The organism is Citromicrobium bathyomarinum (assembly GCF_021021475.1).
Lineage (GTDB): Bacteria > Pseudomonadota > Alphaproteobacteria > Sphingomonadales > Sphingomonadaceae > Alteriqipengyuania > Alteriqipengyuania bathyomarina.
The window spans coordinates 341,935-366,555 of sequence record NZ_JAINWL010000001.1 but is presented as its reverse complement, the minus strand read 5'-3'; the positions used below and the strand labels follow the sequence as shown (position 1 = coordinate 366,555).

The 24,621-nt window shown below is 64.5% G+C and carries 20 protein-coding genes; 13 read left to right on the top strand and 7 right to left on the bottom strand.

Translation table 11 applies throughout. The features are described from left to right. Window positions 1-11 precede the first annotated feature (11 nt). Window positions 12-1,244: a serine hydrolase domain-containing protein gene (locus K7H93_RS01870; protein ID WP_230782163.1), complete on the bottom strand. Its 1,233-nt coding sequence runs from the start codon at window positions 1,242-1,244 to the stop codon at window positions 12-14. Between the two features lie 203 nt (window positions 1,245-1,447). On the opposite strand from K7H93_RS01870, the gene K7H93_RS01865 reads away from it, so the two are divergent. The 3 genes from K7H93_RS01865 (at window position 1,448) to K7H93_RS01855 (ending at window position 5,674) form a co-directional block, all read left to right on the top strand. Next, window positions 1,448-2,626, top strand: a complete 1,179-nt coding sequence (locus K7H93_RS01865) for an acetyl-CoA C-acyltransferase (RefSeq protein WP_230782161.1) — start codon at window positions 1,448-1,450, stop codon at window positions 2,624-2,626. After that, a complete protein-coding gene (locus K7H93_RS01860) occupies window positions 2,626-4,377 on the top strand; it encodes a class I adenylate-forming enzyme family protein (RefSeq protein WP_230782159.1) in 1,752 nt (583 codons plus the stop codon). Before K7H93_RS01865 ends, K7H93_RS01860 begins: the two co-directional genes overlap by 1 nt. 64 nt (window positions 4,378-4,441) lie before the next feature. After that, window positions 4,442-5,674 (top strand): TetR/AcrR family transcriptional regulator, encoded by a 1,233-nt coding sequence (locus K7H93_RS01855; protein ID WP_230782158.1) that lies wholly within the window; start codon window positions 4,442-4,444, stop codon window positions 5,672-5,674. Between the two features lie 11 nt (window positions 5,675-5,685). On the opposite strand, the gene K7H93_RS01850 is transcribed toward K7H93_RS01855, so the two are convergent. The 6 genes from K7H93_RS01850 to K7H93_RS01825 are packed head-to-tail and all read right to left on the bottom strand — an operon-like array spanning window position 5,686 to window position 13,664. Then, entirely contained in the window at window positions 5,686-6,999 is a 1,314-nt protein-coding gene (locus K7H93_RS01850) for an MFS transporter (RefSeq protein ID WP_230782157.1), read from the bottom strand. A gap of 4 nt (window positions 7,000-7,003) precedes the next feature. Next, entirely contained in the window at window positions 7,004-8,074 is a 1,071-nt protein-coding gene (locus K7H93_RS01845) for an acyl-CoA dehydrogenase family protein (RefSeq protein WP_230782156.1), read from the bottom strand. Between the two features lie 32 nt (window positions 8,075-8,106). Continuing rightward, entirely contained in the window at window positions 8,107-9,315 is a 1,209-nt protein-coding gene (locus K7H93_RS01840) for an acyl-CoA dehydrogenase family protein (protein WP_230782155.1), read from the bottom strand. A 48-nt stretch (window positions 9,316-9,363) separates the two neighbouring features. Next, on the bottom strand, window positions 9,364-10,839 hold the full coding sequence (locus K7H93_RS01835; RefSeq protein ID WP_230782153.1) for an MFS transporter: 1,476 nt from the start codon (window positions 10,837-10,839) through the stop codon (window positions 9,364-9,366). Between the two features lie 13 nt (window positions 10,840-10,852). After that, on the bottom strand, window positions 10,853-12,364 hold the full coding sequence (locus tag K7H93_RS01830; RefSeq protein ID WP_230782151.1) for an MFS transporter: 1,512 nt from the start codon (window positions 12,362-12,364) through the stop codon (window positions 10,853-10,855). A gap of 4 nt (window positions 12,365-12,368) precedes the next feature. Beyond that, a complete protein-coding gene (locus K7H93_RS01825) occupies window positions 12,369-13,664 on the bottom strand; it encodes an acyl-CoA dehydrogenase family protein (protein ID WP_230782150.1) in 1,296 nt (431 codons plus the stop codon). Window positions 13,665-13,933: 269 nt separating this feature from the next. Between K7H93_RS01825 and K7H93_RS01820 the strand changes: the two genes are divergently transcribed. The 10 genes from K7H93_RS01820 to K7H93_RS01775 all read left to right on the top strand — a co-directional run bounded on the left by K7H93_RS01820 (window position 13,934) and on the right by K7H93_RS01775 (window position 24,440). Continuing rightward, window positions 13,934-15,559 carry an FMN-binding glutamate synthase family protein gene (locus K7H93_RS01820; RefSeq protein ID WP_230782149.1) on the top strand — a complete coding sequence of 542 codons (1,626 nt, stop codon included), beginning with the start codon at window positions 13,934-13,936 and terminating at the stop codon, window positions 15,557-15,559. 7 nt (window positions 15,560-15,566) lie between these two features. Further along, window positions 15,567-16,526: a mechanosensitive ion channel family protein gene (locus K7H93_RS01815; RefSeq protein ID WP_230782148.1), complete on the top strand. Its 960-nt coding sequence runs from the start codon at window positions 15,567-15,569 to the stop codon at window positions 16,524-16,526. Between the two features lie 3 nt (window positions 16,527-16,529). After that, the gene (locus tag K7H93_RS01810) at window positions 16,530-17,336 is read left to right on the top strand and encodes a class II glutamine amidotransferase (protein WP_230782147.1); all 807 of its coding nucleotides are present in this window, start codon (window positions 16,530-16,532) and stop codon (window positions 17,334-17,336) included. A gap of 55 nt (window positions 17,337-17,391) precedes the next feature. Continuing rightward, entirely contained in the window at window positions 17,392-19,107 is a 1,716-nt protein-coding gene (locus K7H93_RS01805) for a thiamine pyrophosphate-dependent enzyme (protein WP_230782146.1), read from the top strand. A gap of 70 nt (window positions 19,108-19,177) precedes the next feature. After that, on the top strand, window positions 19,178-19,597 hold the full coding sequence (locus tag K7H93_RS01800; protein ID WP_230782145.1) for a hypothetical protein: 420 nt from the start codon (window positions 19,178-19,180) through the stop codon (window positions 19,595-19,597). Between the two features lie 95 nt (window positions 19,598-19,692). Then, window positions 19,693-20,634, top strand: a complete 942-nt coding sequence (locus K7H93_RS01795; RefSeq protein WP_230782144.1) for a cytochrome c oxidase subunit II — start codon at window positions 19,693-19,695, stop codon at window positions 20,632-20,634. Beyond that, window positions 20,631-22,736 carry a cbb3-type cytochrome c oxidase subunit I gene (locus tag K7H93_RS01790; RefSeq protein WP_230782143.1) on the top strand — a complete coding sequence of 702 codons (2,106 nt, stop codon included), beginning with the start codon at window positions 20,631-20,633 and terminating at the stop codon, window positions 22,734-22,736. Before K7H93_RS01795 ends, K7H93_RS01790 begins: the two co-directional genes overlap by 4 nt. Continuing rightward, on the top strand, window positions 22,733-23,359 hold the full coding sequence (locus K7H93_RS01785; RefSeq protein ID WP_230782142.1) for a cytochrome c oxidase subunit 3: 627 nt from the start codon (window positions 22,733-22,735) through the stop codon (window positions 23,357-23,359). The genes K7H93_RS01790 and K7H93_RS01785 overlap by 4 nt, the downstream gene beginning before the upstream one ends. Next, the gene (locus K7H93_RS01780; protein WP_230782141.1) at window positions 23,356-23,754 is read left to right on the top strand and encodes a cytochrome o ubiquinol oxidase subunit IV; all 399 of its coding nucleotides are present in this window, start codon (window positions 23,356-23,358) and stop codon (window positions 23,752-23,754) included. Before K7H93_RS01785 ends, K7H93_RS01780 begins: the two co-directional genes overlap by 4 nt. Then, window positions 23,751-24,440 carry a YoaK family protein gene (locus tag K7H93_RS01775; protein WP_230782140.1) on the top strand — a complete coding sequence of 230 codons (690 nt, stop codon included), beginning with the start codon at window positions 23,751-23,753 and terminating at the stop codon, window positions 24,438-24,440. The genes K7H93_RS01780 and K7H93_RS01775 overlap by 4 nt, the downstream gene beginning before the upstream one ends. Window positions 24,441-24,621: the final 181 nt, after the last annotated feature.

The following is a 24,621-nucleotide window of genomic DNA, read 5'->3' as shown; positions in this document are numbered from 1 at the left end:
TCGATACTCCTTCAGGCGTTCGAGTGGGTGAGGGCCGAATAGATCAGCGTCTTGAGCTGTCGGCGGATGGGATAGATGGACGACGGGTAGAGCTGGGTCATAAAGACCATCGTGATCCGCTCTACCGGATCGACGAAGAAGGCGGTCGAATAGGCGCCGCCCCAGTAGAACTCGCCCTTGCTCGCAGGCATCAGCGTGCGCGCCGGGTCGGTCACCACCGCGAAGCCGAGGCCGAAGCCGGTGCCCGCATTGTTCGCCTCGCTGAACAGGCTCTGGCTCATTTGGGTGAGGTCGGCTCCGCCCGGAAGGTGGTTCGCGGTCATCAGGTCGAGCGTCTTGGGCGAGACGATCTGCGCGCCTTCGTAGGCTCCACGGTTGACCAGCATCGTGCAGAACCGGTCGTAGTCCGCAAGGGTAGAGATCAGGCCGCCGCCGCCCGAGTGGAACGTCGCCTTCTCCATCAGGCGCGACTCCGCGCCCTTGTCGGTCAGCCGCGGAGTATTGCCTGGGCGATAGAGATAGGCGTCCGCCAGCCGGTCCTGCTTTCCCGGGTCGATATCGAAGCCGGTGTCCTCCATTCCCAGCGGCGCGAAGATGTGTTCGTGGAAGTAATCGCCCAGCCTCATGCCGGAAATGCGCTCGACGCACACGCCCAGCACATCGGTCGCGACCGAGTAGTTCCAGCGCGTGCCCGGCTCGAACTCGAGCGGGATCTTCGCGAGCGTGGCGATATACTCATCCGAGGTGATCGCGCCGCGCGACAGGTCGAGCCGCGCCTTGCGGTAGGCCGCGTCCACGCTGGTGCGGTTCTGGAAGCCGTAGGTGAGCCCCGCCATGTGCGTCATCAGGTCGACGAAGCGCATCGGCTGACCCGGCCTGGTCGGCGCAAAGGGCAGGTCGCCCCCGCCGCCCGCATAGGCCCCCAGGCCTTCGAATTCGGGTAGGACTCGCGATACCGGATCTTCCAGAGCGACCTTGCACTGCTCGACCAGCTGCATGAACGCGATCGAGGTGACCGGCTTGGTCATGCTGGCGATGCGGAACAGCGCATCCTCGCGCATCGGCGTGCCGTCGTCGCGCAAGGTGCCGCCGTGGTAATAGTGCACGGGCTGCCCGTCGCGCGAGACCAGCAGCTGCATCATGGCGAGCCGCTCGGTTTCGAGGTAGGTCTCGTCCAGAAAACGGTCGATCCGTTGCAGTCTTTCGCTGTCGAAACCCCGGTCTTCCGGATTGCCCAGCTTCATCCAATGCTCTCCTTTGCTGGCCGGTCCATTTAGGCCGTACCTGATCTTTATCGGTGCCGGGGTAACGGATTTTACGGCGATGTGAAGGCTCATACCCTTCTTTCAGAAAAATTCTCGACGCGCTTGCCTGATCGGTGCGGGGCGGGCAAGATCGCAGCCAAGCCGCGACGAGTCGGCACGAGGGATAAGGAATGTCTGAGAAAATGCGCGACGCAGTCATCGTGTCCACCGCCCGTACCCCGCTTGCGAAATCGATTCGCGGGGCGTTCAACGCAACCCATCCGGTGCAGCTGGGGGCATGGTCGGTAGAGGCTGCGGTCGAACGCGCCGGGCTCGATGGCGGGGAGATCGAGGATGTGGTCTTCGGTGCCGCCAGCCAGGGCGGGGCCCAGGGCTTCAACATCGGCCGCCAGATTGCCTTGCGCGCAGGCCTGCCGGTGGACGTCGCAGGGATGACCATCGACTGCCAGTGCTCCAGCGGGCTGATGGCGATCGCTACCGCCGCCAAGCAGATCATCGTCGACCGGATGGATATCTGCGTCGCGGGCGGCGTGGAATCGATCACCGCGATCCGCAGCAACCTCAATCCACCGGCGCGCGACGAAGAGCTGCTGAAGATGCATCCCGACATCTTCATGCCGATGATCGGCACGGCGGAGGTCGTCGCCAAGCGTTACGGCATCAGTCGCGAGGATCAGGACGCCTACTCGCTCCAGTCGCAGCAACGCACAGCTGCGGCGCAGGAGAGCGGCAAGCTGGCGGACGAGATCGTCGAAGTCACCACGGTGATGGACGTGAAGGACCGCGAGAGCGGAGAGGTCTCGCAGCACGAAGTCACCATCGCGATGGACGACTGCAACCGGCCGAACACCACGCTGGAGGGGCTGGCGAAGCTCGATCCGGTGATGGGCGAGGGGCACACGATCACCGCGGGCAATGCCAGCCAGCTGGCCGACGGCTCTGCGGCGAGCGTGCTGATGGAGGCGGAGGTCGCCAAGGCGCGCGGGCTCACCCCGATGGGCCGCTATGTCGGCATGGCGGTCGCGGGCACCAAGCCCGACGAGATGGGCATCGGGCCGGTCTTCGCGATCCCCAAGCTGCTCGAGCGGTTTGACCTCAAGATCGACGATATCGGCTTGTGGGAGCTTAACGAGGCGTTCGCGGTGCAGGTGCTCTACTGCCGCGACAAGCTGGGCATCCCGGATGACCGGCTCAACGTCAACGGTGGCTCGATCTCGATCGGCCACCCCTTCGGCATGACCGGCGCGCGCTGCGTCGGCCACGCCCTGATCGAGGGCAAGCGGCGCGGCGTCAAATACGTGGTCGTCACGATGTGCGTCGGCGGCGGCATGGGCGCGGCCGGCCTGTTCGAGGTGCTGTGATGGCGAGCACGGCCAAACCCAAAGACCTCGCCTCCGCGATCGGCTGGACCCCGCCCGAAAACTGGCCCGCGCGCAGCCGTGCCGAGTGCAAGGCGATCCTGACCGCGCCGGGGATGCGGTTCGAGATGGAGGAAGTCGATATCCGCGGCGTCCCGACCCGCGTGTGGAAGAACGCCCCGCCGAACCTGCGAGCGATCGCGCTGCTCGGTCAGACGCACGGCGAGCGCGAGTTCATGATCTACCAGGGCGAGCGGGTGACCTATGACGCGTGGTTCCGCGCGGTCGCCACGCTGGCCCACGAATTCCAGTCTCTGGGTGTAGAGAAGGGCGACCGGGTCGCGCTGGCGATGCGCAACCTGCCCGAATGGCCGGTGGTGTTCTTCGCCGCAGTCACCATCGGCGCGATCTGCGTCCCGCTCAATGCGTGGTGGACCGGTGGCGAGCTGGCCTACGGCCTCGCCAATTCGGGCACCAAGCTGCTGGTGTGCGACGAGGAGCGGTGGGAGCGGATTGCCGAACTGCGCGGCGAGTGCCCGGCGCTGGAGACAGTGCTCGTCACCCGTCACGACGGCGATCTGGACGGCGCATCGCGGCTGGAAGACGTGATCGGCACTCCGACCGCTTACAAGGATCTGCCGTCCCGCGCGCTGCCCGAGGTGGAGATCCTGCCCGAAGACGACGCGACGATCTTCTACACCAGCGGCACCACCGGCAAGCCCAAGGGCGCGCTCGGCACGCACCGCAACCTGTGCACCAACATCATGTCGAGCGGCTTCGGAGCCGCCTGCGCGGTGCTGCGCCGGGGCGAGGAAATCCCTCTACCGCAGCCCAAGACGACGCTCACCGTCATCCCGCTGTTCCACGTCACCGCGTGTTCCGCCGGGCTGATGGGGGCGATCGCTGCGGGCAACACGCTGATCTTCATGTATCGCTGGGACCCGGTCGAAGCCTTCCAGATCATCGAGCGCGAGAAGGTCAATTCCACCGGCGGGGTGCCGACCATTGCTTGGCAATTGCTCGAACATCCCGAACGCAAGAACTACGACCTCTCCAGCATCGAGGCGATCGCGTACGGCGGCGCGCCCGCCGCGCCCGAACTGGTGCGCAAGATCCGCGAGGAATTCGGCGCACTGCCCGGCAATGGCTGGGGGATGACCGAGACGATGGCGACCGTCACCGGCCATTCCTCGGAAGATTACCTCAACCGCCCCGACAGCTGCGGGCCTCCCGTCGCGGTCGCCGACCTCAAGATCATGAGCGAGGACGGCACCCGCGAATTGCTGACCGGCGAGATCGGCGAGTTGTGGGCGCGCGGGCCGATGGTGGTGAAAGGCTACTGGAACAATCCCGAAGCCACTGCCGAGACCTTCATCGACGGCTGGGTGCGCACCGGCGACCTCGCCCGACTGGACGAGGAAGGCTGGTGCTACATCGCCGACCGCGCGAAGGACATGATCATCCGCGGGGGCGAGAACATCTATTCGTCCGAGGTGGAGAATGTTCTCTACGATCACCCGGCGGTGACCGATGCGGCGCTGGTCGGCATCCCGCACCAGCAGCTGGGAGAGGAGCCTGCTGCGGTCGTTCATCTGGCACCCGGGACTAGCGCGAGCGAGGCCGAATTGCAGGAATGGGTCGCGGCCCGGCTGGCCAAGTTTAAGGTGCCGGTGAAAATAGCCTTTTCAAACGAGACCTTGCCACGCAATGCCAATGGCAAGATCTTGAAGAAGGAGCTTTCGAGCTTCTTCTGAACCCTGTACCCGCGCGCTTCGAACGTGGGTTACAGGGGACGGGTACGGATGCTGGGGGAAGCGGATGGCGAAGAAGCCTGACGTCACGAAGAAGTTCGGCGAAAAACGCACCGCCATCGTGCGCGCCGCATCGGTGCTGATCAACGAAACCGGCGTTCAGGCGACTACGCTCACCAAGGTGGCGCGCGCGATCGGCCTGAACGCGACCAGCGTCACCTATTATTTCCCGCGCAAGGACCAGCTGATCGTCTCGGTCTATGCCGAAACCATCGCGCTGCTGAAGGCAATGGCGGAGGAGGCGCTGGCCGAAGATACGCTCGAAAAACGTATCGCCAGGTTCGTCCAGCTGCACGTCGCGCTGCGCGACCGCATTCGGCGGGGCGAGCAGGGGCTGATGGCTGCGCTGTCCGAAATCCGCTCGCTGGATCAGGAGCAGCAGGACGAACTGCTGTTCGCCTACCGCGAGGTGGTCAACGACGTGCGCGCCTTCTTCGGCGAGCCTGCGGATGAGAAGCAGCGCGCGCTCTTCTCTGCCCGCGCGCACATCCTGATCGAAGCGATGCTGTGGTGGCCGGTGTGGTCGCGGCGCTATTCGGTGCTCGATTTCCCGCGGGTCGAGACCAAGATCGTCGATATCCTGTGTTTCGGCATCCCCGCGCAGCGTGGCGAGTGGAACCCGGTGGCCCTCGAAGATGACGGCTGGCGCGTTCGCGAGGATCGCCCGCTGCAGCAGAACGACGAGTTCCTGCGCGCGGCGACGGTGATGATCAACGAACGCGGCTATCGCGGGGCGTCGGTAAACCGGATTGCCGAAGCGCTCAACGTGACCAAGGGCAGCTTCTACCACCACCACGACGCGAAGGACGATCTGGTGCTGAAGTGCTTCCAGCGCAGCTATGATCGCCTGTCGAAGGTGCAGATGGCGGGGTACGATCTCGAAGGATCGTACTGGACGCGCCTGTCGAGTATCCTGAACGAGCTGCTGCAATTGCAGTTCTTCGATTCCATGCCGCTGCTGCGCACCACCGCGCTGCAGGCGCTCGACAGCGAGACCAAGGTGGACGTCGTGATGCGCTCCAATCGCCTTGCTCGGCGCTTTGCCGGCTTCCTGATCGACGGGTTCGCCGACGGGTCGGTGCGGGCGATCGACCCGCTGGTTGCCAGCCAGATCATCATGTCCACGCTCAACGGTGCCTATGAGGCGCGGCGCTGGGCGGCCCGGTTCGACGATCAGGAAGAGGCGGTCGAAACCTATCTCTCGGTGCTGAGCGAAGGGATGCTGGCGGACCGCAGCTAGCGGCCCGTTCGCTAGACTGCCGCCACCCGGTTACGCGGCTCGCGCACCTTTACGATCAGCAGCCCCAGCGCCGCAATCTGTGCCGCAAGCACGATGAAGAACAGCGGCTGGAACCCGCTTACCGCCACCAGCAGGCCTGCAATCACCGGACCGCTCGCCGCGATCGCGCCCTCCAGCGTGGTCACGAAGGCGAGCCGCATCGGCGTGTCCTGCGGCTCCCCGAATTCGAGCACCATCGTGGTCGAGGCGAGCATCCAGCCCGATCCGCCGACGCCCAGCAGCACGAAGGCGGCATAAATCGGCACGGCAGTGCTCCCAAAAATCAGCAGCGTGACCCCCGCGACCGAGCTGCACAGCGCCAGCACGTAGATGATCTTGAAGCCGAAGCGGTCGCCCAGCGGGCCCCAGAGCACGTTGGAAAGCGTGTCCGAGCCGAGGAACACGAAGCTGAGGCCACCGATCAGCGCGCCGTCGAGGCCGAGCTGTGAGCCTGCATAGATCGTCCAGAACGGAGCGCCCACGCGGGCCATCGTGGAGAAGCACTGGACCGCCAGGAACCACGCGAAATCGCGATCCTGCAACAGCTCGGGAAACTGGCGGATGCGCTGCATCATCGGCATTTGCGGGCGGCTGACGGGCGCGGCAGGCTCGCGGATCATGGTCTTGAGCACCACCAGCCCCGCGCTGGTCAGCAGGAAGGCGAACAGGAAGGTGGTGGCGTAGCCATTGCCCAGCCATTTGTCCGCGATCAGGTAATTGCCCGCCGCCCATGCGAGCACCGCGGCGATCAGTCCGCCTGCGAAATTGCGATAGCCCTGTAGCCGCCCGCGTTTGCGGATCGGGATCAGCTTGCTCATCAGCATCTGGAACGCGACCCGCTGCGCGCCGGTGAAGAAGCCCAGCAGCACGAAGCAGGCGAAGGTCGCGACCAGCAGGATATTGCCGGTGAGGAAATAGCCGGTCAGCGCCAGCCCGAGGATCATCAGGCGCATCATCGAGCCGACGCCGATCGCGTAGGGCAGGATGTGGCTGCGATGCTCGATCCGCGATCCGCTGGCGATCGGGCTGATCGTCGCGCCGAGCTGCAGCAGCGCGGTGCCTAGCCCGACGGCGGCGGTGCTGCCGGTCAGCAGCAGCAGGTAGGCGGGGATGATCGTGGGCGCGTAGATCAGGCGGAAGCCGGTCATGCCCAGCACGCCGTGAATGAAATTGGCGGTATAGTTGCGCTTCAGGTTTTCATCGACGAAGCGCGCGTGTTCGGCCAGCGCGCGTCGCTGCGCGCCGGCCGTCTCGTCCAGTCCTTCGGGATCCTCCAGCGGATCCAAGGCGTCAGTAGCCGCCCAGCGTTGCGAAGCGGTTCTTGAGGTAGCTGCGCGTGCCCCACGCAGCCTCCAGCACGCGCGCACGCTTGAGATACAGGCCGATGTCGTATTCGTCGGTCATCCCGATCCCGCCGTGCAGCTGGATGCCCTCGTTACTGATCGTGTGCATCACGCGGTTCGCCTCCGCCTTGGCAACGATCGCCGCACGCGAGACACCGGCGCCGCTGTCGATCGCCTGCAGGCCTGCCTCGACCGCGGAGCGCATCTGCGCCAGATCGGCGAACAGGTCCGCCATGCGGTGCTGGAGCGCCTGGAACGAGCTGAGCACCTGATTGAACTGCACGCGCTGTTTGAGATAGGCGAGCGTCGTGTCGAACACGATCTGCGCCATGCCGAGCATTTCGGCCGCGGTCAGCACGCGCGCACGGTCCAGCACCTTGTCGAGCAGGTCGTCGCCGCCATTGACGAGCTTGTCTGCCGCAGCGCCGTCGAAAGCGATATCGGCATGGCTGCGCTGGTCGGTCAGGCGGCGGGTGGTCAGGGTGACGCCGTCGCCCTTTTCGACGAGGTAGAGCCCGTCCTTCGCGGCGACCACGAACAGGTCCGCCCCGTGCGCTTCGGCGACGAAGGCCTTGGTCCCGGTCAGCTTGCCGCCCGAGACGCTGGCCTCGATCTCTTCAGGCGCGTGATGGGGGCCTTCATCGATCGCAAGCGTGGCGATGGCTTCACCGCTGGCGAGTTTCGGCAACCACTTCGCCTTCTGCTCCTCGCTCCCGCCAAGGATGATCGCGCTCGCGGCGAGCGTGGTGGCGATCAGCGGGCTGGCGGTCAGCGTCTTGCCCAGTTCCTCGACCACGAGGCCGACCGACATGAAGCCGAAATCCGAACCGCCGTGCTCTTCGGGAATGATGATCCCGGCCCAGCCCATTTCGGCCATCGTGGCGTAGGCCGTACGGTCGAACGCTTCGGGCTCACCGCTCGCGCGCACCTTGCGGAATTCGGTCACCGGGCTTTCGTTGGTCGCCCATTCGCGCGCCATGTCGCGCAGCATTTCCTGCTCTTCGTTGAGAACTGCCATGTCTTTGTTTTCCGTATCTTGCAGCGAGTATCTTACTGATGATCGAGCATGCCGAGCACGCGCTTGGCGATGACGTTGTTCTGGATTTCGGTTGAACCGCCGTAGATCGTGGTGGCCTTGCCGTAGAGCCACGCGCGCACGCCCTGCAGTTCGACCGGGCTGAAGTTGTCGCCTTCCCAGCCCAGACCCTGCAGGCCCATGATCTCGATCGTCAGCTCGGCGCGTTCCTGCCCCAGCTTGGTGCCGAGTTTCTTGAGCGCGGAGCTGATTTCGGAGACGCCGCCAGCCGCCTTGCTTTCCTCGACCGCGCGGCGCGCGGTGTGGAGGAAGCTGGTCCAGCGGATTTCGAAATCGGCGATCCGGTCGCGCAGCACGGGGTCGGCCAGCGTGCCGTCTGTGTTGGTCCGACCGTATTTCTTCGCGATGTCGGCAAGGCTCGCTCCCGAGCGTCCGCCGGGTGCCGCGCCCGACAGATTGGTGCGCTCGTGCTGCAGTAGCCGCTTGCCGATGGTCCAGCCCTGGCCTTCCTCGCCGACGAGGTTTTCCTTGGGCACCTTCACATCGGTGAAGAAGGTTTCGCAGAACGGGCTGGTGCCGCTGATCATGGTGATCGGGCGCACTTCGACGCCGGGCGAATCCATGTCGATCAGCAGGAAGGAGATGCCCTTGTGCTTGTCGCTGCGATCGGTGCGCACGATGGCGAAGCACTTGTCCGCCCACTGACCGCCGCTGGTCCAGGTCTTCTGTCCGTTGACGAGGTAGTGGTCGCCCTTGTCCTCCGCCATGGTCTGCAAGTTGGCGAGGTCGGAGCCGGCGTTGGGTTCGGAATAGCCCTGGCACCAGCGGATTTCGCCGCGGCAGATCGGCGGGATATGCTCCTGCTTCTGCGCCTCGCTGCCATATTCGAGCAGGGTGGGGCCGAACATCATCACGCCCATGCCGCCGATGGGGTTGTAGGCACCTGCGCGCGCCAGCTCCTCGTTGAGGATCGCCGCCTGTTTGCGGTTCAGCCCGCCGCCGCCGTATTCTTTGGGCCAAGTGGGCGTGCCCCAGCCGCGCTGGCCCATCGCTTCGCGCCAGGCCTTCTGCGCCGGGGTTTCCTTCGTCGCGCCTTCGACCCCGCCCATGGAGAGGCCTTTGCCCTTCAACTCGGCGGGGAAATTTTCGGCAATGAACTGTCGCACTTCCTCGCGGAAGACGTCGACGCTGTCGCGCGCCTCGGGTTCAAGCTGGGTAGCCATGTTTGCTCCTTGGTCGGTCTATGGTTTGGAAGAGAGTGGCGAGGGCGGCTATTCCGCCGGTTCGGGAACCTCGTCCGCGTTGACGGCGCTCGCACGGTCTCGCCGGGCAAGCTCTTCCACGTTCGCTTCGTGGCTCGCGCGGTCGATCCGGTAGGCGAACAGGAAGCCAGCCCCGCCGATGTAAAGGACGATCAGCGTGGGCACATAGACCAGCGCCAGCATCCGAGGAATTTCGGGGTCGATCGTACGCGGGTCCGAACCGGGGACGATGCCCACCAGCGCAACCAGCATCCCGGCGGCGAAGACGCCTAGGCCCGAGGTCGATTTCTGCATCAGCGTATTGGCCGCGTAAAACAGCCCTTCGGACCGGCGGCCCGTGCGCAGCTGGCTCTCTTCCACGATGTCGCCGATCATCGCATGCGTCAGCACGGCGGAGGAAACGCCGCATAGCTGGAACAGCATCGAGAATGCGAAGACGGCGGCGACAAGGCCGGGATCGCCGTTTTCGGGCATCACTCCGGCAAAGCGCAGCAGGTAAGGCGCGCTGGCGAACATCACCGCGACGATCGCGAGCACGAAGGCGGCATTGCGCTTGCCCAGCCGCTTCGACACCAGCGGGGCGAAGAACAGCGCGAGGAACGCGCCCGCCAGTGCGTCCACCGTCAGCACCGCCAGCTGGGCAGAATTGAAGCCCCAGAAATAGGTGCCGAAATAGATGTTCAGTGCCGATGTCATCCCGACCGAGGTGTATTTGAGCACCCCGAAGGAGAGGATCGCGAGGAAGCCCTTGTTCGAGAAGGTCCGCCCCATCTGGCCCAGCGTCTTCACCGCGCCGATCTTCTCGGGCGCAGGCGGCATCTTGAAATACTTGACCCGGTGCAGCGTGCCGAAGCTCGACAGCAGGATCGCGCCCAGCATCAGCGCGGCACCGACGATCGCGAAGGTCTCGTACCCGGCGGGGTTCAGCTGGCCGACCGGATATTCCTCGGTCGGCGCAAGGAACACCAGCAGGGTCAGGAAGGCCATACCCACGCCGCCGAGATAGGCGAAGAAATAGCGGTAGCTCGCGATCGAGGTCCGCTCGTCGTAATTGCTGGTCAGCTCGGGCGCGAGGGCGGAGCTGGGGATTTCGTAGAAGGTGATGAAGGTCCGCACGCAGCACCCGACCACCAGGATGTACCAGAAGATCTGGCCGTCGCTCATGCCCGAAGGCGGGAAGAACAGCAGCAGCAGGCTGGCAGACGCGGGCAGGGCGGAGGCGAACATCAGCGGATGCCGCCGACCCAGCCGGGTGCGGAGCGAATCCGACCACTGGCCCACGATCGGGTCGGAGATCGCATCGACCACCAGCGCCACCAGGATCGCGAAGGAGACGAGCTCTGCCCGCACCCCCACGACCTGGTTGTAATAGAGCAGCAGGAAAGATCGGAAAGCGACGTCCTTGACGCCGTAGCCGATCGAGCCGGTGCCGTAGAGCAGCCTGGTGAAGAAGCCGAGCTTCGGTGCGGTAGGGTCGGTTACCATGGCGTAATCCTTCCTATCTTGCCGGGGAGCCGAAGGAGCCGTCGCGGATCTGCTGTTCGCGCGCCTGTGCCTCGCGCGCTTTCAGCCGTTCCACGTTCTCGCGGTGTGTTTCTTCGGTGATGGGGTAGAAGAGCAGGAACAGCGCGCCGATGATCCACAGGCCCAGCGAGGCGGGCACGTAGTGGGCGATCAGGCTGTCCTCCATCGCGGGGGTGATCTGCGAGACATCGGCCTTGGCCGGGAAGTCCGACAGTTCCAGCACGATCCCTGCGACCATGATCCCGAGCCCGGCCGAACATTGCTGCATGAAGCTGGATGCCGCGAAGAACACGCCCGCCGTATGCTGTCCGGTGCGCACAGCGTGGTCTTCCACCACGTCAGCGAGCATGGACGAGGTGTTGATCAGCGAGATCGCGATCATCGCGCCATAGACCGCGCCGATCGTGAACAGCGTGGGCAGCAGGCGCGGGTCGCCGGGCAGGAAGAAGCTGTCGAGCAGCGTCAGCAGCAGCGGCGAAATGCCCAGCGCGATGCCGAATATCGCCATCAACATCGAGGTATTGCGCTTGCCCAGCCAGCGCGAGAAGCGCGGGGCGAGGGGGGCGGCCAGCACAGCGGCGATCAGGCTGTCGAAGGTCAGCAATGCCAGCTGGTCCGCCTTCAGCTTGAAGACGTAGGTGCTGAAATAGACCGTCGTCGCGGCATACAGCCCGATGGCGGTATATTTGAACACTCCGAAGCCGAAGATCGCAAGGAAGCCGCGGTTGCGGAACGCCTGCCACATCTCCTTGAAGTGCGAGGCGGGGGTGGCCCCTTCGCCCGGCTCGTCGCGCTGGCGCAGGTAGGGCACACGGCTGAGCGTGCCCCAGCCGCACACCAAAATCGCGATGAAGATCAGCGCGCCGCCGAGCCACGCGAACTTGACGTAGCCCTCCGGGTTCAGCTGTCCGCGCGAAATCTCCGGCGTGGCGACGAAGAACACCGCGAGCGAGAATGCGGCGAAGCCGAAAGTGCCGAGATAGCCGAAGAAATAGCGCAGGCCGAACAGGCCGGTGCGCTCCGAATAATTGTCCGTCAGCTCGGCCGCCATCGCGCTGGTCGGAATCTCGAACGCGCTGATCGACATGCGGGTGAGCGCGGCGAGCGCAAAGATCCAGAGCCCCATCTGCATGTCGCTGAGGCCGGCTGGCGGGAACCACGACAGCACGAAGAAGGCCGCCGTCGGCAGCGCGGAGCCGAAGATGAAGGGATGACGCCGCCCGATGCGCGAACGCGTCATGTCGGACCAGCGGCCAATGAACGGGTCGGCAAAGGCATCGACCAGCAGCGTGAGCGCGATCGCGCCCGAGACGATCGCGGCGGGCACGCCCAGAACCTGGTTGTAGAACAGCAGGAGGTAGGTCGAGAACGCGGCGTTCTTCACCCCGTTGGCGACCGCGCCGAAGCCGAAGCTGAGCCGGTGGACACGCGTGATCGGCGGGGCGGAGGCGGGGGCCAAATCTGGCGAGGGGGCGGTAGTGGCCATCGCGCTACTCCGCCGCCTCGGTAATTTCCTCGATCGGATCGTACATCTGCTCGGCCCGCGCGCGCCGCTCGATCAGCGAATAGTCGGGGAACATCGGGTCTTCGATGTCGCGGTAGGCGCGCAAGTGCTGCTTCGCGACGGTCACCTTGTGAACTTCGGTCGGCCCGTCGGCGATGCCCATCACCATCGACCCGATCAGGTTGCCCACGAACGGCATCTCGTTCGACACGCCGAGCGATCCGTGGATGTGGATGCAGCGCTGCGCGATGTCGTGATAGACCTTGGGCATCAGCGCCTTGATCGCTGCGATGTCCTTGCGGACCTTGCGATAGTCCTGGTGCTTGTCGATCATCCACGCGGTCTTCAGGACGAACAGCTTGAACTGCTCCAGCTCGATATAGCTGTCCGCAATCTGCATCTGCACGCTCTGGTAATCGGCGATGGTGCCGGTGCGCGTCTTGCGGCTGACCGCGCGGCGGCTCATCGCGTCGAGCAGACGCTTGCAGCTGCCCACGGTCCGCATCGCATGGTGGACGCGCCCGCCACCCAGCCGGGTCTGCGAGATGGCGAAGGCACCCCCGCGCTCACCCAGCAGATGGTCCGCCGGGATGCGCACGTCGGTGTAGCGGATATAGCTCTCCGAGCCGTTCTCCTGCCCGTAGACGCCGACATTGCGCAGGATCTCGACACCGGGCGTATCGACCGGCACGATGAACATGCTCATCCGCTCGTGGCGCGGTGCGTCGGGGTCGGTCACCGCCATAACGATCAGGAAATCGGCCCACTTGCCGTTGGTGGAGAACCATTTTTCGCCGTTGATGACCCAGCATTCGCCGTCGAATTCCGCACTCGTCACGAAGCTGGTCGGGTCCGATCCGCCCTGCGGCTCGGTCATCGAGAAGGCGGAGACGATCTCGTTCTGCAGCAGCGGCTCCAGATACCGCGTTTTCTGTTCGGGCGTGCCGTAATGGGCGATGATCTCTGCATTGCCGGTGTCGGGTGCCTGGCAGCCGAACACGATCGGGGCGAAGCTGGCCCCGCCGAGAATCTCGTTCATCAGGCCCAGCTTGACCTGGCCGTAGCCCTGTCCGCCCAGTTCAGGACCAAGGTGGCAGGCCCACAGGCCCTGCCGCTTCACCTCGTCCTGTAAAGGCCGAACAAGCGCGTTTCTGCGCGGATTTTTGACGTCATAGGGATGAATGCCGAGCAGGCCGAGCGGCTGGACCTTCTCGCGCACGAAGCCTTCCATCCAGTCCAGCTTCTGCTGGAATCCGGGCTCGGTCTCGAAATCCCAGGCCATCGTTTTTCTCTCCCACGCGACGCACTTTGGTGCGTTCTGCGAGGCGAGCATACCTAGTTTTCAGAACGGAACAAGGGATCGCTTTGCGGGCAAGCAGAAGTTCGCGCTTGGGGAGGTGGGGCAAGATGCGATCATGCCCGCTGCACGGGCGGGGTCCGGCCGATGTCCGGGGGGCGACGAGGTGAAAAAAAGCCGCTTGCCCGCGCCTTTACTCGGAACAGACTTCGTCCTTACGGCCTTAACAAAGATTACGGAAAAGGGCGTTTTGGATGGTGGTGCGCGGTTTGTTTGCAGACAAGGGCCTGGAGCGAAATCTGGGTCTTTGGGTCCCTCTGGCGCTCACCGTCGCTCTAGTCCTTCTCGGCCTGTTTGTTCACGACGCTTTTTTCTGGGGCCTGGTCGCGGTCGTCCCGCTTTTGCTGATCGCGCTGTGGGACATGGCGCAGACCAACCATTCGCTGCGGCGCAATTATCCTCTCACCGCCCGCTTCCGCTGGCTGTTCGAGGATCTGCGGCCGTTCCTGCGCAGCTATATCGTCGAAGGCCCGCTGGAAGGCCGCCCGTTCGACAGGGTCTCCCGCTCGCTCGTCTATGCCCGCGCCAAGAAGCAGGAAGACGCGCATCCCTTCGGGACCGAGCTGGACGTCTACTCCGACGAGTACGAAGCGCTGTGCCACTCGATCAACCCGAACCCCAAGGCACCCAAGCGCACGCGGGTGCATGTGGGCACAGACCAGTGCAGCAAGCCCTATGATGCGGCGCGGCTGAACATCAGCGCGATGAGTTTCGGCGCGCTCGGCAACCACGCGATCGAGGCGCTCAACATGGGCGCGAAGATCGGCGATTTCTATCACGACACGGGCGAGGGCGGCCTCTCCAAATACCACCTCAAGCATGGCGGCGATGTCGTGTGGGAACTGGGCTCCGGGTACTTTGGCGCGCGCGACAAGGACGGAAACTTCGATCCCGAAAGCTTCCGCGACAAGGCGCAGCACGATGCCGTCAAGATGACCGAGATCAAGCTGAGCCAAGGCGCAAAGCCCGGCCATGGCGGCCTGCTGCCTGCCGCCAAGGTGACGGACGAGATCGCCGAGACCCGCCAGGTGCCCGCGCATCAGGACTGCCTGTCGCCTCCCGGCCACTCGGCCTTCTCGACCCCGCGCGAGATGCTGGAATTCGCCGCGAAGATGCGCGAACTTTCGGGCGGCAAACCGGTCGGGATCAAGCTGTGCGTCGGCATGCCGCACGAGGTGTTCGCGATCTGCAAGGCGATGCTCGACAGCGGCATCACGCTCGATTTCATCGTCGTCGATGGCGGCGGCGGCGGGACGGGCGCGGCTCCGCTGGAATTGTCCGACCATGTCGGCCTGCCGCTGCGCATTGGTCTCTATTACGTGAACAACGCGCTGATCGGCACCGGGCTGAAGGACAAGATCAAGCTCGCCGCGTCGGAGAAGGTATTCTCCGGCTCCGCCATCGCGATGAACGCCGCGCTGGGTGCGAACTGGTGCAATGCGGCGCGCGCCTTCATGTTCTCGCTCGGCTGCGTGCAGTCGCTGCGCTGCCACACGGGTACCTGCCCGACGGGCGTCGCGACCAGCTCGCCCGCCCGCCAGCGCGGGCTGGTGATCCCGGAGAAGGCGCAGCGTGTGGCCAATTTCCAGTCGAAGACGCTCGACAGCCTGCACGATATCGTCGTCGCCTGCGGTCTGGAATCGCCCGACGAATTCACCCCGCGTCATCTGCGCCAATGGAAGAACAATGCGCAGATGATCCCGTGGTCGCAGATCGTGCACGAGGTCGAGCCCGGCAAGCTGCTGAGCGAACCCGACGACACACCCTTTGCCGAATACTGGCGCATGGCGAACCCGGACACCTTCAAACCGACGCTGTGATCGCGCGATGATCACGCCGTTCCTGAACGCCAAGGCCAGTCCAACGCCGACCGCGACGCCATCACCCGTAGCATCCGACACCCCCAAGGCGGTGGTCGAGCTGACGCATTACATCGATCCCAATCACCTGTGGGGTGCGGTGGCGCTCGGCGTCCTGTTTCTCCTCTTCGGGCTGGCGCTGACCCGACTGCTGCGCCGCGCGATCCATGCGCTGATCGATCACGATCCCAAAGAGCATCTCGACCGGATGACGCTGAGCTTCATTTCGAACCTCGCGACGTTCGTGATGTGGATCGTGCTGGCGCTGGTCTTCTGCCACGCGGTGCCCGCGCTCAACAAGCTGACGACTTCGCTGCTGGCCGGGGTCAGCATCGTGTCGGTGGTGATCGGGTTTGCCGCGCAGTCGACGCTGGGCAATCTGGTGTCGGGCATCAGCCTGGTGATCTACAAGCCCTTCCGCCGCGGCGACCGGTTGCAGCTGACGACTCCCACGGGGCTGGAGACCGGCATCGTCGAGGACCTCTCGCTCGGCTACACCGTGCTCAGGACGTTCGACAATCGCCGCATCGTCCTGTCGAACGGGACCATCGCCAACCAGATCATGATCAACCTGTCCTCGGTCGATCTCAGGGTGATGATGACGCCGACAATTTCGATCGGCTACAATTCCGATATCGCGAAGGCGCGCGCGATCATCCTCGAACTGGCGCATGCGCACGACGATGTGCTGGAGGTGGTCGGTTGCCCGGTTGTGAACCTCGGTGCGTCGAGTGTGGACCTCTCGCTGCGCGCCTGGTGCGCCGATGCGGCATCGGCAAAAGGCGTCGAATTCGACCTGCTGGAACAGATCAAGACGCGCTTCGACGAGGCGGGGATCGAGATTCCCTACGCCTACCAGAACGTGATCGTGAGCGGTGCGATCTCCGAACAAAAGCGCGCCAGCGAAGGCGACAAGGACGAGGCCTGATGCATGTGTGAACTGTTTGCGATGAGTGCGTCGGTCCCGCACACGGTCCGTTACGAGCTCGACCTGTTCGCCGCCGAAGGGGGAGAGAAACATCGCAATCGCGACGGGTGGGGCATCCTCTTCGCGCAGGACCGCGATGCCTACCTGTTCCGCGAACCCGACCCTGCGGCGACCAGCGAACTAAGCCGCATGGTCGTCCGCGATGCGCGGCCCTGCAAGCACCTGATGGCCCATGTCCGGAGGGCCTCTGCGGGCAAGCCCGCGCTCGCCAACACGCATCCTTTCGACCGGGTGGTGAACGGCAGGCGGAATGCCTTTGCTCACAATGGCGACCTCCCGGGAATCGAGGATCGCGAAGACGCGCGCGAATGGATTGCCCACCGGATCGGCGACACCGATTCCGAACTGGCCTTCCTGATGCTGCTCGACCGGTTGAGCAGGGAGGGCGCGAGCGATGTGGAGGCCCGGCTCGACGTGTTCGCGCGTTTCGCCGCCGAGATGCGCGAACTGGGCAGCTCCAACTTCCTGTTCTTGGACGGCGAGTACCTGTTCGTCCACGCAGACCGGCGGCGCTTCGAAACCGAAACGGGCCTGACCGAACCGCGCGAACCCGGGCTCAATATCCGCAGCTTCGACGAACGCCATCGCGGCCACAAGTGGCAGACATCTGGCGCGACCATCGAGGAGATTTCCGGCCCGCTGCATCTCTTCGCCTCGGTGCCGCTCGATCCCGAAGGTTGGGAGCCGCTGGCGCGCGGTACGGCGATGGCACTGAAGGACGGCAAAATCGTATCACACTATGTGAGCTGACACTGCGGGCCGAGTGCAAGCGCCTGACCCCGGTCTCCCGAACGAAAGGAAGAATATGTCGAAGAAGGTGGCGGAGATCGTCGTCGATGCCCTGCAAAAGGCGGGTGCGAAACGGATTTACGGAATTCCCGGCGATACGATCAATCATTTCACCAACGCCGTCGCCAAGAGCGACCTTCGCTGGATCACCGTCCGCCATGAAGAGGTGGGCGCGTTTGCCGCTGGCGGGGAATCCTACATGACCGGCGAACTCTCGGTCTGCGCGGGCACCTGCGGGCCGGGCTCGCTCCATTTCGTGAATGGCATCTACGAGAGCCACCGCAACGGCGCCCCGGTGGTGCTGATCGCATCCGATGTTGCGCGCACCGAAAGCGGCTTCAATTTCCCCCAGGAGGTCGACCAGAAGAAGATTTACGAGCAGCACTCGCACTTCTGCGAATATATCTCGCACCCCTCGCAGGCGCGCCGGATCGTGACCAAGGCGGCGCAGGCTGCGCTGACCAAGAAGGGCGTGGCGGTCGTCATCGTGAACGGCGACATGTTCACCGAGACCGACGAGGATGCGATGGACTGGGAAGTCTATCGCCCGCAGCCGGTCAGCCGGCCGAACGATGCCGAGATGGCCGAACTGGCCGCGATGGTCGATGCCGCCAGCAAGGTCTCGGTCTATGCCGGGATCGGTGCCCGCGATGCGCGCGAGGAGATCATCGCCTTCTGCGAGAAGGTGAAGGCACCGATGGTGCACACCACCCGCGCGAAGGAGTTCCTCGAGCCGAACAACCCCTACAATGTCGGCGTGAACGGCATTCTGGGCAACAAGGCGGGCGTGGAAGCGCTGGAAGACGCGGATCTGGTCATTTCGCTGGGCTGCGACTTTGCCTACACGCAGTTCTACCCAGAGGCGAAGAAGATCGTGCAGATCGATATCGATCCCACGCATCTGGGCCGCCGGTCGGCGATCAACATGGGGCTGGTCGGCGATGCGAAGACGACCTTCGCCGCGTTGACCCCGCTCGTCGCGGCGAAGAGCGACGACAGCCATCTCCAGACGCACCTCAAGCAGTGGGCCGAAGACCTCAAGGGTTACGACCATGAGGGCGAGGAGCACGATCCCGATCTGATCCACCCGCAGTTCGTCGCCAACATGCTCGACGCGAAGGCGGCGGACGATGCGATCTTCGTGTCGGACGTCGGCACTGCGATGGTGTGGATGTTGCGCCACCTCAAAGCGAACGGCAAGCGGCGCTTCCTCAACAGCCTGTTGCACGGGACTATGGCGAGCGGGATGCCGCAGGCTATGGGGGCGAAGCTCGCTTACCCGGACCGGCAAGTGATCGCGATGTGCGGCGATGGCGGGCTGACCATGCTGATGGGCGACCTGCTGACGCTGGTGCAGGAGGACATTCCGCTCAAGCTGGTGGTCTTCCACAACAACACGCTCGGCTTCGTGGAGATGGAACAGCGGGTCGAGGGGCTGGTCGACCACTTCACCGGACTGCACAATCCGGATTTCGCCAAGCTGGCGGAGGCGTGCGGTTTTGCCGGATGGCACGTCGAGCAGGCGGGCGAGCTGGAAGCGGCGATGGATGCCTGGCTGCGCCACGAAGGGCCTGCGCTGCTGGACGTTCACGTCAACCAGATGGAGCTGGTCATGCCGCCCAAGGTCGAAGTGTCTCAGGTTGCATCGACCGCCATGTTCGGTGTGAAAGCCGTGCTCGATGGCCGTACGAAGGAGGTCGTCGATCTGCTGCGGAACAATTTCTTGCGATGACCTGCCATGCGGCTAGTTTGGCCGCGCCATTCAACGCCGGGCTGCGCCCGTGCAAATCAGGAAAACGATGATGACCTTCAAGATGAAATACGCCCTGCTCGCCCTGCCGCTGGCCCTCGCGGTGTCGGCCTGCGAGAGCCCGGCGGAAAAGCAGGAAGAAGAGGCGCAGGCCGAAACGGTCGCGCAGCCCGGTTTCGACGGCACCGCCGCCACGCCCTCCGAAGCGCGCGACGAAGCCTACTCGCTTGCAGCGAAGCTTTCCTCGGGCAACCTGGACCCGAACGAAGCGGTCAGGGTGCTCGAAGATCTCGACAACCTCGTCAGCGAAAACCTGACCGATTTCCCGGAAGATATGCGGCCGGCCCTGACCGAGGATATCGAGTCCGCGCGCGATGCGCTGGAAGCGGATGACGAGGCGGGGATGCGCGAGGCGGCAACCCAGTTCCAGAACAAGCTTTCCGACGCTGCGACGGGTTCTGAGGCACAGTAAGCGACGGCGCGCCGTCATGGTGGCGGCGCGCTGTCCCTGAATTCGGGCGGCTTTATTTGGACGGCTTTCACGGGGAAGCCGGGGGCTAGGTTTTTATGTCGTGGGCCAGACTGGCCGCAGGCTGTCTGCTTGCGTTGATCGCCACGGACGCCGCGCTGGCGTCCGGCGCGCTGCAGCAGAGCTTCCTCCAGCCCATGGGCCCCGTCGCGCAGGAGCAGGCGACCCACCTCATGCGAGTGGTGGGTATCACGATGATCGTGATCCTCCCGGTGCTGTTGGGGGTGCCCCTGATCCTGTGGCGCTACCGCTATGCGAAGCCGCGCGGCGCCTACGCGCCCGAGTGGGAGTTTTCCGGCAAGCTGGAATATGCCCTGTGGGGCGTTCCGGTCCTGATCGTGATCGTGCTCGCCAGCTGGCTGTGGTATTCTACGCACAAGCTCGACCCCTACGAGCCGCTCGGCCCCGACCCGCTGCAGGTGCAGGCCATCGGGCTCGACTGGAAATGGGTGTTTATCTATCCGGCAGAGGGGATTGCGACGGTCGATGAACTGGTCGTGCCCGTCGGTCGCCCGGTGGAACTGACGCTGACCACCGATACCGTGATGCAAAGCCTGCTGATCGCGCCGCTGACCGGGCAGATTTATGCGATGCCGGGGATGACGACCAGGCTGAACTTCGCCGCGACCCGCACCGGGCAGGCCGAGGGCGAGAACACACAGTTCAACGGCGACGGTTTCGGCCGCCAGAAGTTCACCGTCCGCGCGCTCGACCCGGCGGACTACATTGTGTGGACGGCGCGAGGCGACAACGGCCCGACGCTCGATGAAGCGACCTACGCCACATTGCGCCGACGCACCGTGCTGGCCGATGCGCGCGGCGATCTTGGGCTGGAAAAAAGCGCCGAGCCGATCGTCATGGCGCTGGGCCAGCAGGACATGTTCGGAGAGATCGTCGCGAAGTATCATGGTGATGGCGAGGCCGAGCGCTGGGGTGGCACCGGGCTGCCACAAACGGGCATGACCGGAGCCGCGGAATGAGCGGACAGACAAGCCCGATCTTCGGCAATCTCGACTGGAACGTCACGCCCTTTACCGAAGTGCTGCAGCATCCGGGCACCAGCACGATTATCGGAGCCTTTGCGGCGAGCGTGCTGGTCCTCGGTGCGATCGCCGCGGTGGCCCTGTTCACCCGCATGCGCTGGTGGGGGCCGCTTTACCGCAACTGGCTGACGTCGCCCGACGCGAAAAAGATCGGCATCATGTATATCGCGCTCGCGCTGATCATGATGGCCCGCGGCATCATCGAAGGCTTTGTCATGCGGGCCCATCAGGCGAGCGCGCTCGGCACGCTGACCGAGCCGGAAAGCGGCCTCGTCGCGCCCGATCACTTCGCGCAGCTGTTCAGCACGCACGGGACGATCATGATCTTCTTCGTCGCGATGCCGCTGCTGATCGGGCTGATCAATTTCGTTCTCCCGCAACAGCTGGGCGCGCGCGACATGGCGTTTCCGGTGCTCAATCAGGTGAGCCTGGGGCTGACCGCGGCGGGTGCGGCGCTGGTCATGATCTCGCTGCTGGTCGGCGATTTCGGCACCGGCGGCTGGACCATGTACCCTCCCTATACGGGCAAGATCTTCAGCCCGGGCGAGGGGGTGGACTATTGGCTCTGGGCGATCCTGATATCGGGCATGGGATCGACGCTGACGGGCATGAATTTCGCGGTGACGATCTTCAAGCAGCGCGCGCCGGGAATGCACCTGATGCGCATGCCGCTGTTCTGCTGGACCAGCCTGTGCGTCGCCATCATGCTGATCTACGCCATGCCGGCGCTGACCGTGTCGAGCGCAATGCTGGCGCTCGATCGCTATGCCGGTTTCCACTTCTTCACCAACGAAGCGGGCGGCAACATGATGAACTACGCCAACATCTTCTGGATGTTCGGCCACCCGGAAGTCTACATCCTGATCCTGCCCGCTTTCGGCGTGTTCTCGGAGATCAGCTCCACCTTCTCGGGTAAGCGGCTCTATGGCTACACCTCGCTGGTGATCGCCAGCATGTGCATCGCGGTGATCAGCTTCACCGTCTGGCTGCACCACTTCTTCACTATGGGGCAGAGCGCGGGCGTGAACATTGCCTTCGGTATCGCGACGATGGTCATCGGCATTCCGACCGGCGTGAAGATTTACGACTGGATGGCGACGATGTGGCGCGGCCGGGTGCGCATCACCACGCCGATTGTTTACCTCACCGGCTTCTTCCTGCTGTTTGTGATCGGCGGGCTATCGGGCATCATCCTCGCCAATCCGTCGATCGACTATCAGGTGCACAATTCGACCTTCCTGGTCGCGCACTTCCATAACGTCATCATCCCTGGCGTGCTCTTCGGCATGCTGGCGGGCATTCACTACTGGTTCCCCAAGGCGTTCGGCTTCCGGCTGAGCGAGACGTGGGGGCGGCGAACCGCGTTCCTGTTCGTCGGCGGGTTCGTGTTCACCTTCATGCCGCTCTATGTGCTCGGCCTGATGGGCATGCCGCGCCGCTCGCCCACGTTCCAGAACCCGGACTTCCTGCCGTGGATGTACATTGCCGCATTTGGCGGGGTGCTGATGATGTGTGCGCTCGCCAGCCTTATCTGGACGTTCTGGACCAGCTACCGGGGCCGCGCGGCTCTGGCGGTGCCGGGCGGCGATCCGTGGAACGGCTCGACCCTCGAATGGTCGACCCCCGCGCCGGTGCCCGAATGGACCTTCCCATGCATCCCGCATGTTTCCGCACGCCACGATTGGGGTGAGAGGAAGCGCGCGGGCGACCCTTGGCATGGGCCGACAGAATACACCGACATCGAAATGCCCGCCAACACCGCGCACGGCCTCCTGATCGCGGTCGCGGCCTTCCTGCTAGGCTTTGCGATGGTCTGGCATATCTGGTGGCTCGCGATCCTTAGCGTGCTTGCCATTCCCTGTGCGGTCGCCCTGCGCGGACTGCGCGTTATCGAGCCCAGGATCATCCCGGCAGCAGAGGTCGCCGAAGCCGACAGGCGCTTCCGTCAACTGGTGACGAGCCTTCCTGCCGCCACCCGCGCCGACGAAGAGACCGAGCGCAATCGCGGCGTCCCCGATATTTCGGAGTTCGCAGGATGAGCGGCAATGGCCTCTATCCCGGTCTCAACCTCGGCGCGACGCATGGGGAGGCGCACGAAGACGCCGAGAAGACCGTGTTCGGCTTCTGGGTATTCCTGATGAGCGACCTCATCATCTTCGGCATCCTTTTCGCCTCCTACGCCTCCTATCTCGATCCCATCGGGATGGTGGGCGGTCCGGGGCCGAAGGACTTGTTCGACCTGACCAGCGTGGCGATCCAGACCGCTTTCCTGCTGGTCGGCGGGATCGCCTATGCGGGCGTGTCGCTGGCGCTGAAATACGATCAGGGCCGCGCGAAGATCATCGCCTGGCTGCTGGTGTGCGCATCGCTCGGCGCGGGCTTCCTGTTCTTCGAAGTGAAGGACTTCATCGCCCAGGCGGGCGAGGGCGGCGTGCCGCAGGCGAGCGGCTGGCTCAGTTCCTACTGGGCGCTGGTCGGGCTGCACGGCATCCACGTGTTGTCCGGCATTCTGTGGATATTCGCGACGATCGGACAGATCGCGACGCGCGGGCTCGACGATGTGGTCAAGGTCCGCCTGTCGATGCTCGGCGTGTTCTGGCATTTCCTCGACCTCATCTGGGTCGGGATCTTCTCGCTCGTTTTCCTGGTGCCCCTCGCATGACCAGGCCCAATACTGGAGAACTCGATCCGCAGGGTAACGCGGCCAGCGAGATCAGGAGCTATGCGACCGGCTTCGTCATCAGCCTGCTGCTGACCGTGGGCGCGTTTGCCGCCCTGCTGTCCGACCTGCCGACGACATGGAAGATCGCCCTGATCTGCGGCGCGGCGCTGATCCAGATCGTGGCGCACCTGCGCAATTTCCTCCATCTCAGCCTCGCCGATGCGCAGTCCGAGGAGGATCTGCTGCTGGTGCTGTTCTCCGTCTGCCTGCTCGCGATCATGGCAGGCGGCACGTGGTACATCATGTCCGACCTTGGCGGGCGCATGCATCAGGCGAGCGGCGGCGATGCACCGATGCATCAAGCTCCCGCGCACGGGACGGGCGCACGGCAGTGATCACGCGCAAGCAGGCCGTATTTGCGCTCAACTTCGTGGCCGGTTGGGTGGACGCGGTCGGCTTTCTCGCGCTGGTCGGCCCGGTCCGGGCGTTTCCCTCTTTCATGAGCGGCAACTCGACCAAGGTCGTGACCGATCTCGTCTCGGGCAAGACCGCGCTGGCCGGCATGGTTGCGGCGGTGGTGCTCGTCTTCATCCTCGGCACGATCGTCTCGCGCCTGATCAATAATGGCGCGCGGCTGCGCGAGACCGCAGCGCTGGCGGCGGTGGCCGTGGTGCTCTGGCTGGCTGGCGCTGGTGCCGTGTCGCATTGGAGCGATTACGCCCTGCTGCTCCTGCTGGCATTCGGCATGGGCATGATCAACCGCGCCTTGCAGGGGAGCAACGGGTTCACCGTCCACACCTTCGTCAGTAGCGCGGTGGTGACCATCGGCTCCGACATTGCCGACGCGATTTCGGGACGCGGCGCGTGGAAGCAGGCGCTGCTGCCGCTGAGCATCTGGGGCGCGATCCTCTCGGGCGCGTTTGTCGGCGCGATCCTGACGCTGCAGCTTGGCCTGTTCGCCGCTCTGTTCGGCCCGGCGTTTGCGGTCAGCCTGCTGGCACTGGCCAACGCGGCGGGATGGCTCGAACCGGCAGCCGAGGCCCGGGACGGTCATATGGACACCATCGAAACGCACGGCTGACGCACGCAGCAAAGCTCTTTTTTGCGCCAAACCGGCGTTTTCCCGGTCGGTCACGCCGGACCATTTTTCGCGTCGGCCGGCAGCCAAGTATGGTAAACGGGCGATGATGGACCCGGGGGTGATCGGGTTGGTCTCGGGGGAGGCGACCATGCCAGTTTCAAGCTTCATCATTCAGTATTCA

Bases quoted from the DNA above. Each gene is read 5' to 3' on its own strand.
- K7H93_RS01815 (WP_230782148.1), top strand. From the start codon at position 15,567: ATGATCACGCCGTTCCTGAACGCCAAGGCCAGTCCAACGCCGACCGCG.
- K7H93_RS01795 (WP_230782144.1), top strand. From the start codon at position 19,693: ATGTCGTGGGCCAGACTGGCCGCAGGCTGTCTGCTTGCGTTGATCGCC.
- K7H93_RS01780 (WP_230782141.1), top strand. From the start codon at position 23,356: ATGACCAGGCCCAATACTGGAGAACTCGATCCGCAGGGTAACGCGGCC.
- K7H93_RS01840 (WP_230782155.1), bottom strand. From the start codon at position 9,315: ATGGCTACCCAGCTTGAACCCGAGGCGCGCGACAGCGTCGACGTCTTC.
- K7H93_RS01830 (WP_230782151.1), bottom strand. From the start codon at position 12,364: ATGGCCACTACCGCCCCCTCGCCAGATTTGGCCCCCGCCTCCGCCCCG.
- K7H93_RS01810 (WP_230782147.1), top strand. From the start codon at position 16,530: ATGTGTGAACTGTTTGCGATGAGTGCGTCGGTCCCGCACACGGTCCGT.
- K7H93_RS01860 (WP_230782159.1), top strand. From the start codon at position 2,626: ATGGCGAGCACGGCCAAACCCAAAGACCTCGCCTCCGCGATCGGCTGG.
- K7H93_RS01805 (WP_230782146.1), top strand. From the start codon at position 17,392: ATGTCGAAGAAGGTGGCGGAGATCGTCGTCGATGCCCTGCAAAAGGCG.
- K7H93_RS01855 (WP_230782158.1), top strand. From the start codon at position 4,442: ATGGCGAAGAAGCCTGACGTCACGAAGAAGTTCGGCGAAAAACGCACC.
- K7H93_RS01870 (WP_230782163.1), bottom strand. From the start codon at position 1,244: ATGAAGCTGGGCAATCCGGAAGACCGGGGTTTCGACAGCGAAAGACTG.
- K7H93_RS01785 (WP_230782142.1), top strand. From the start codon at position 22,733: ATGAGCGGCAATGGCCTCTATCCCGGTCTCAACCTCGGCGCGACGCAT.
- K7H93_RS01820 (WP_230782149.1), top strand. From the start codon at position 13,934: ATGGTGGTGCGCGGTTTGTTTGCAGACAAGGGCCTGGAGCGAAATCTG.
- K7H93_RS01845 (WP_230782156.1), bottom strand. From the start codon at position 8,074: ATGGCAGTTCTCAACGAAGAGCAGGAAATGCTGCGCGACATGGCGCGC.
- K7H93_RS01800 (WP_230782145.1), top strand. From the start codon at position 19,178: ATGACCTTCAAGATGAAATACGCCCTGCTCGCCCTGCCGCTGGCCCTC.
- K7H93_RS01825 (WP_230782150.1), bottom strand. From the start codon at position 13,664: ATGGCCTGGGATTTCGAGACCGAGCCCGGATTCCAGCAGAAGCTGGAC.
- K7H93_RS01790 (WP_230782143.1), top strand. From the start codon at position 20,631: ATGAGCGGACAGACAAGCCCGATCTTCGGCAATCTCGACTGGAACGTC.
- K7H93_RS01865 (WP_230782161.1), top strand. From the start codon at position 1,448: ATGCGCGACGCAGTCATCGTGTCCACCGCCCGTACCCCGCTTGCGAAA.
- K7H93_RS01835 (WP_230782153.1), bottom strand. From the start codon at position 10,839: ATGGTAACCGACCCTACCGCACCGAAGCTCGGCTTCTTCACCAGGCTG.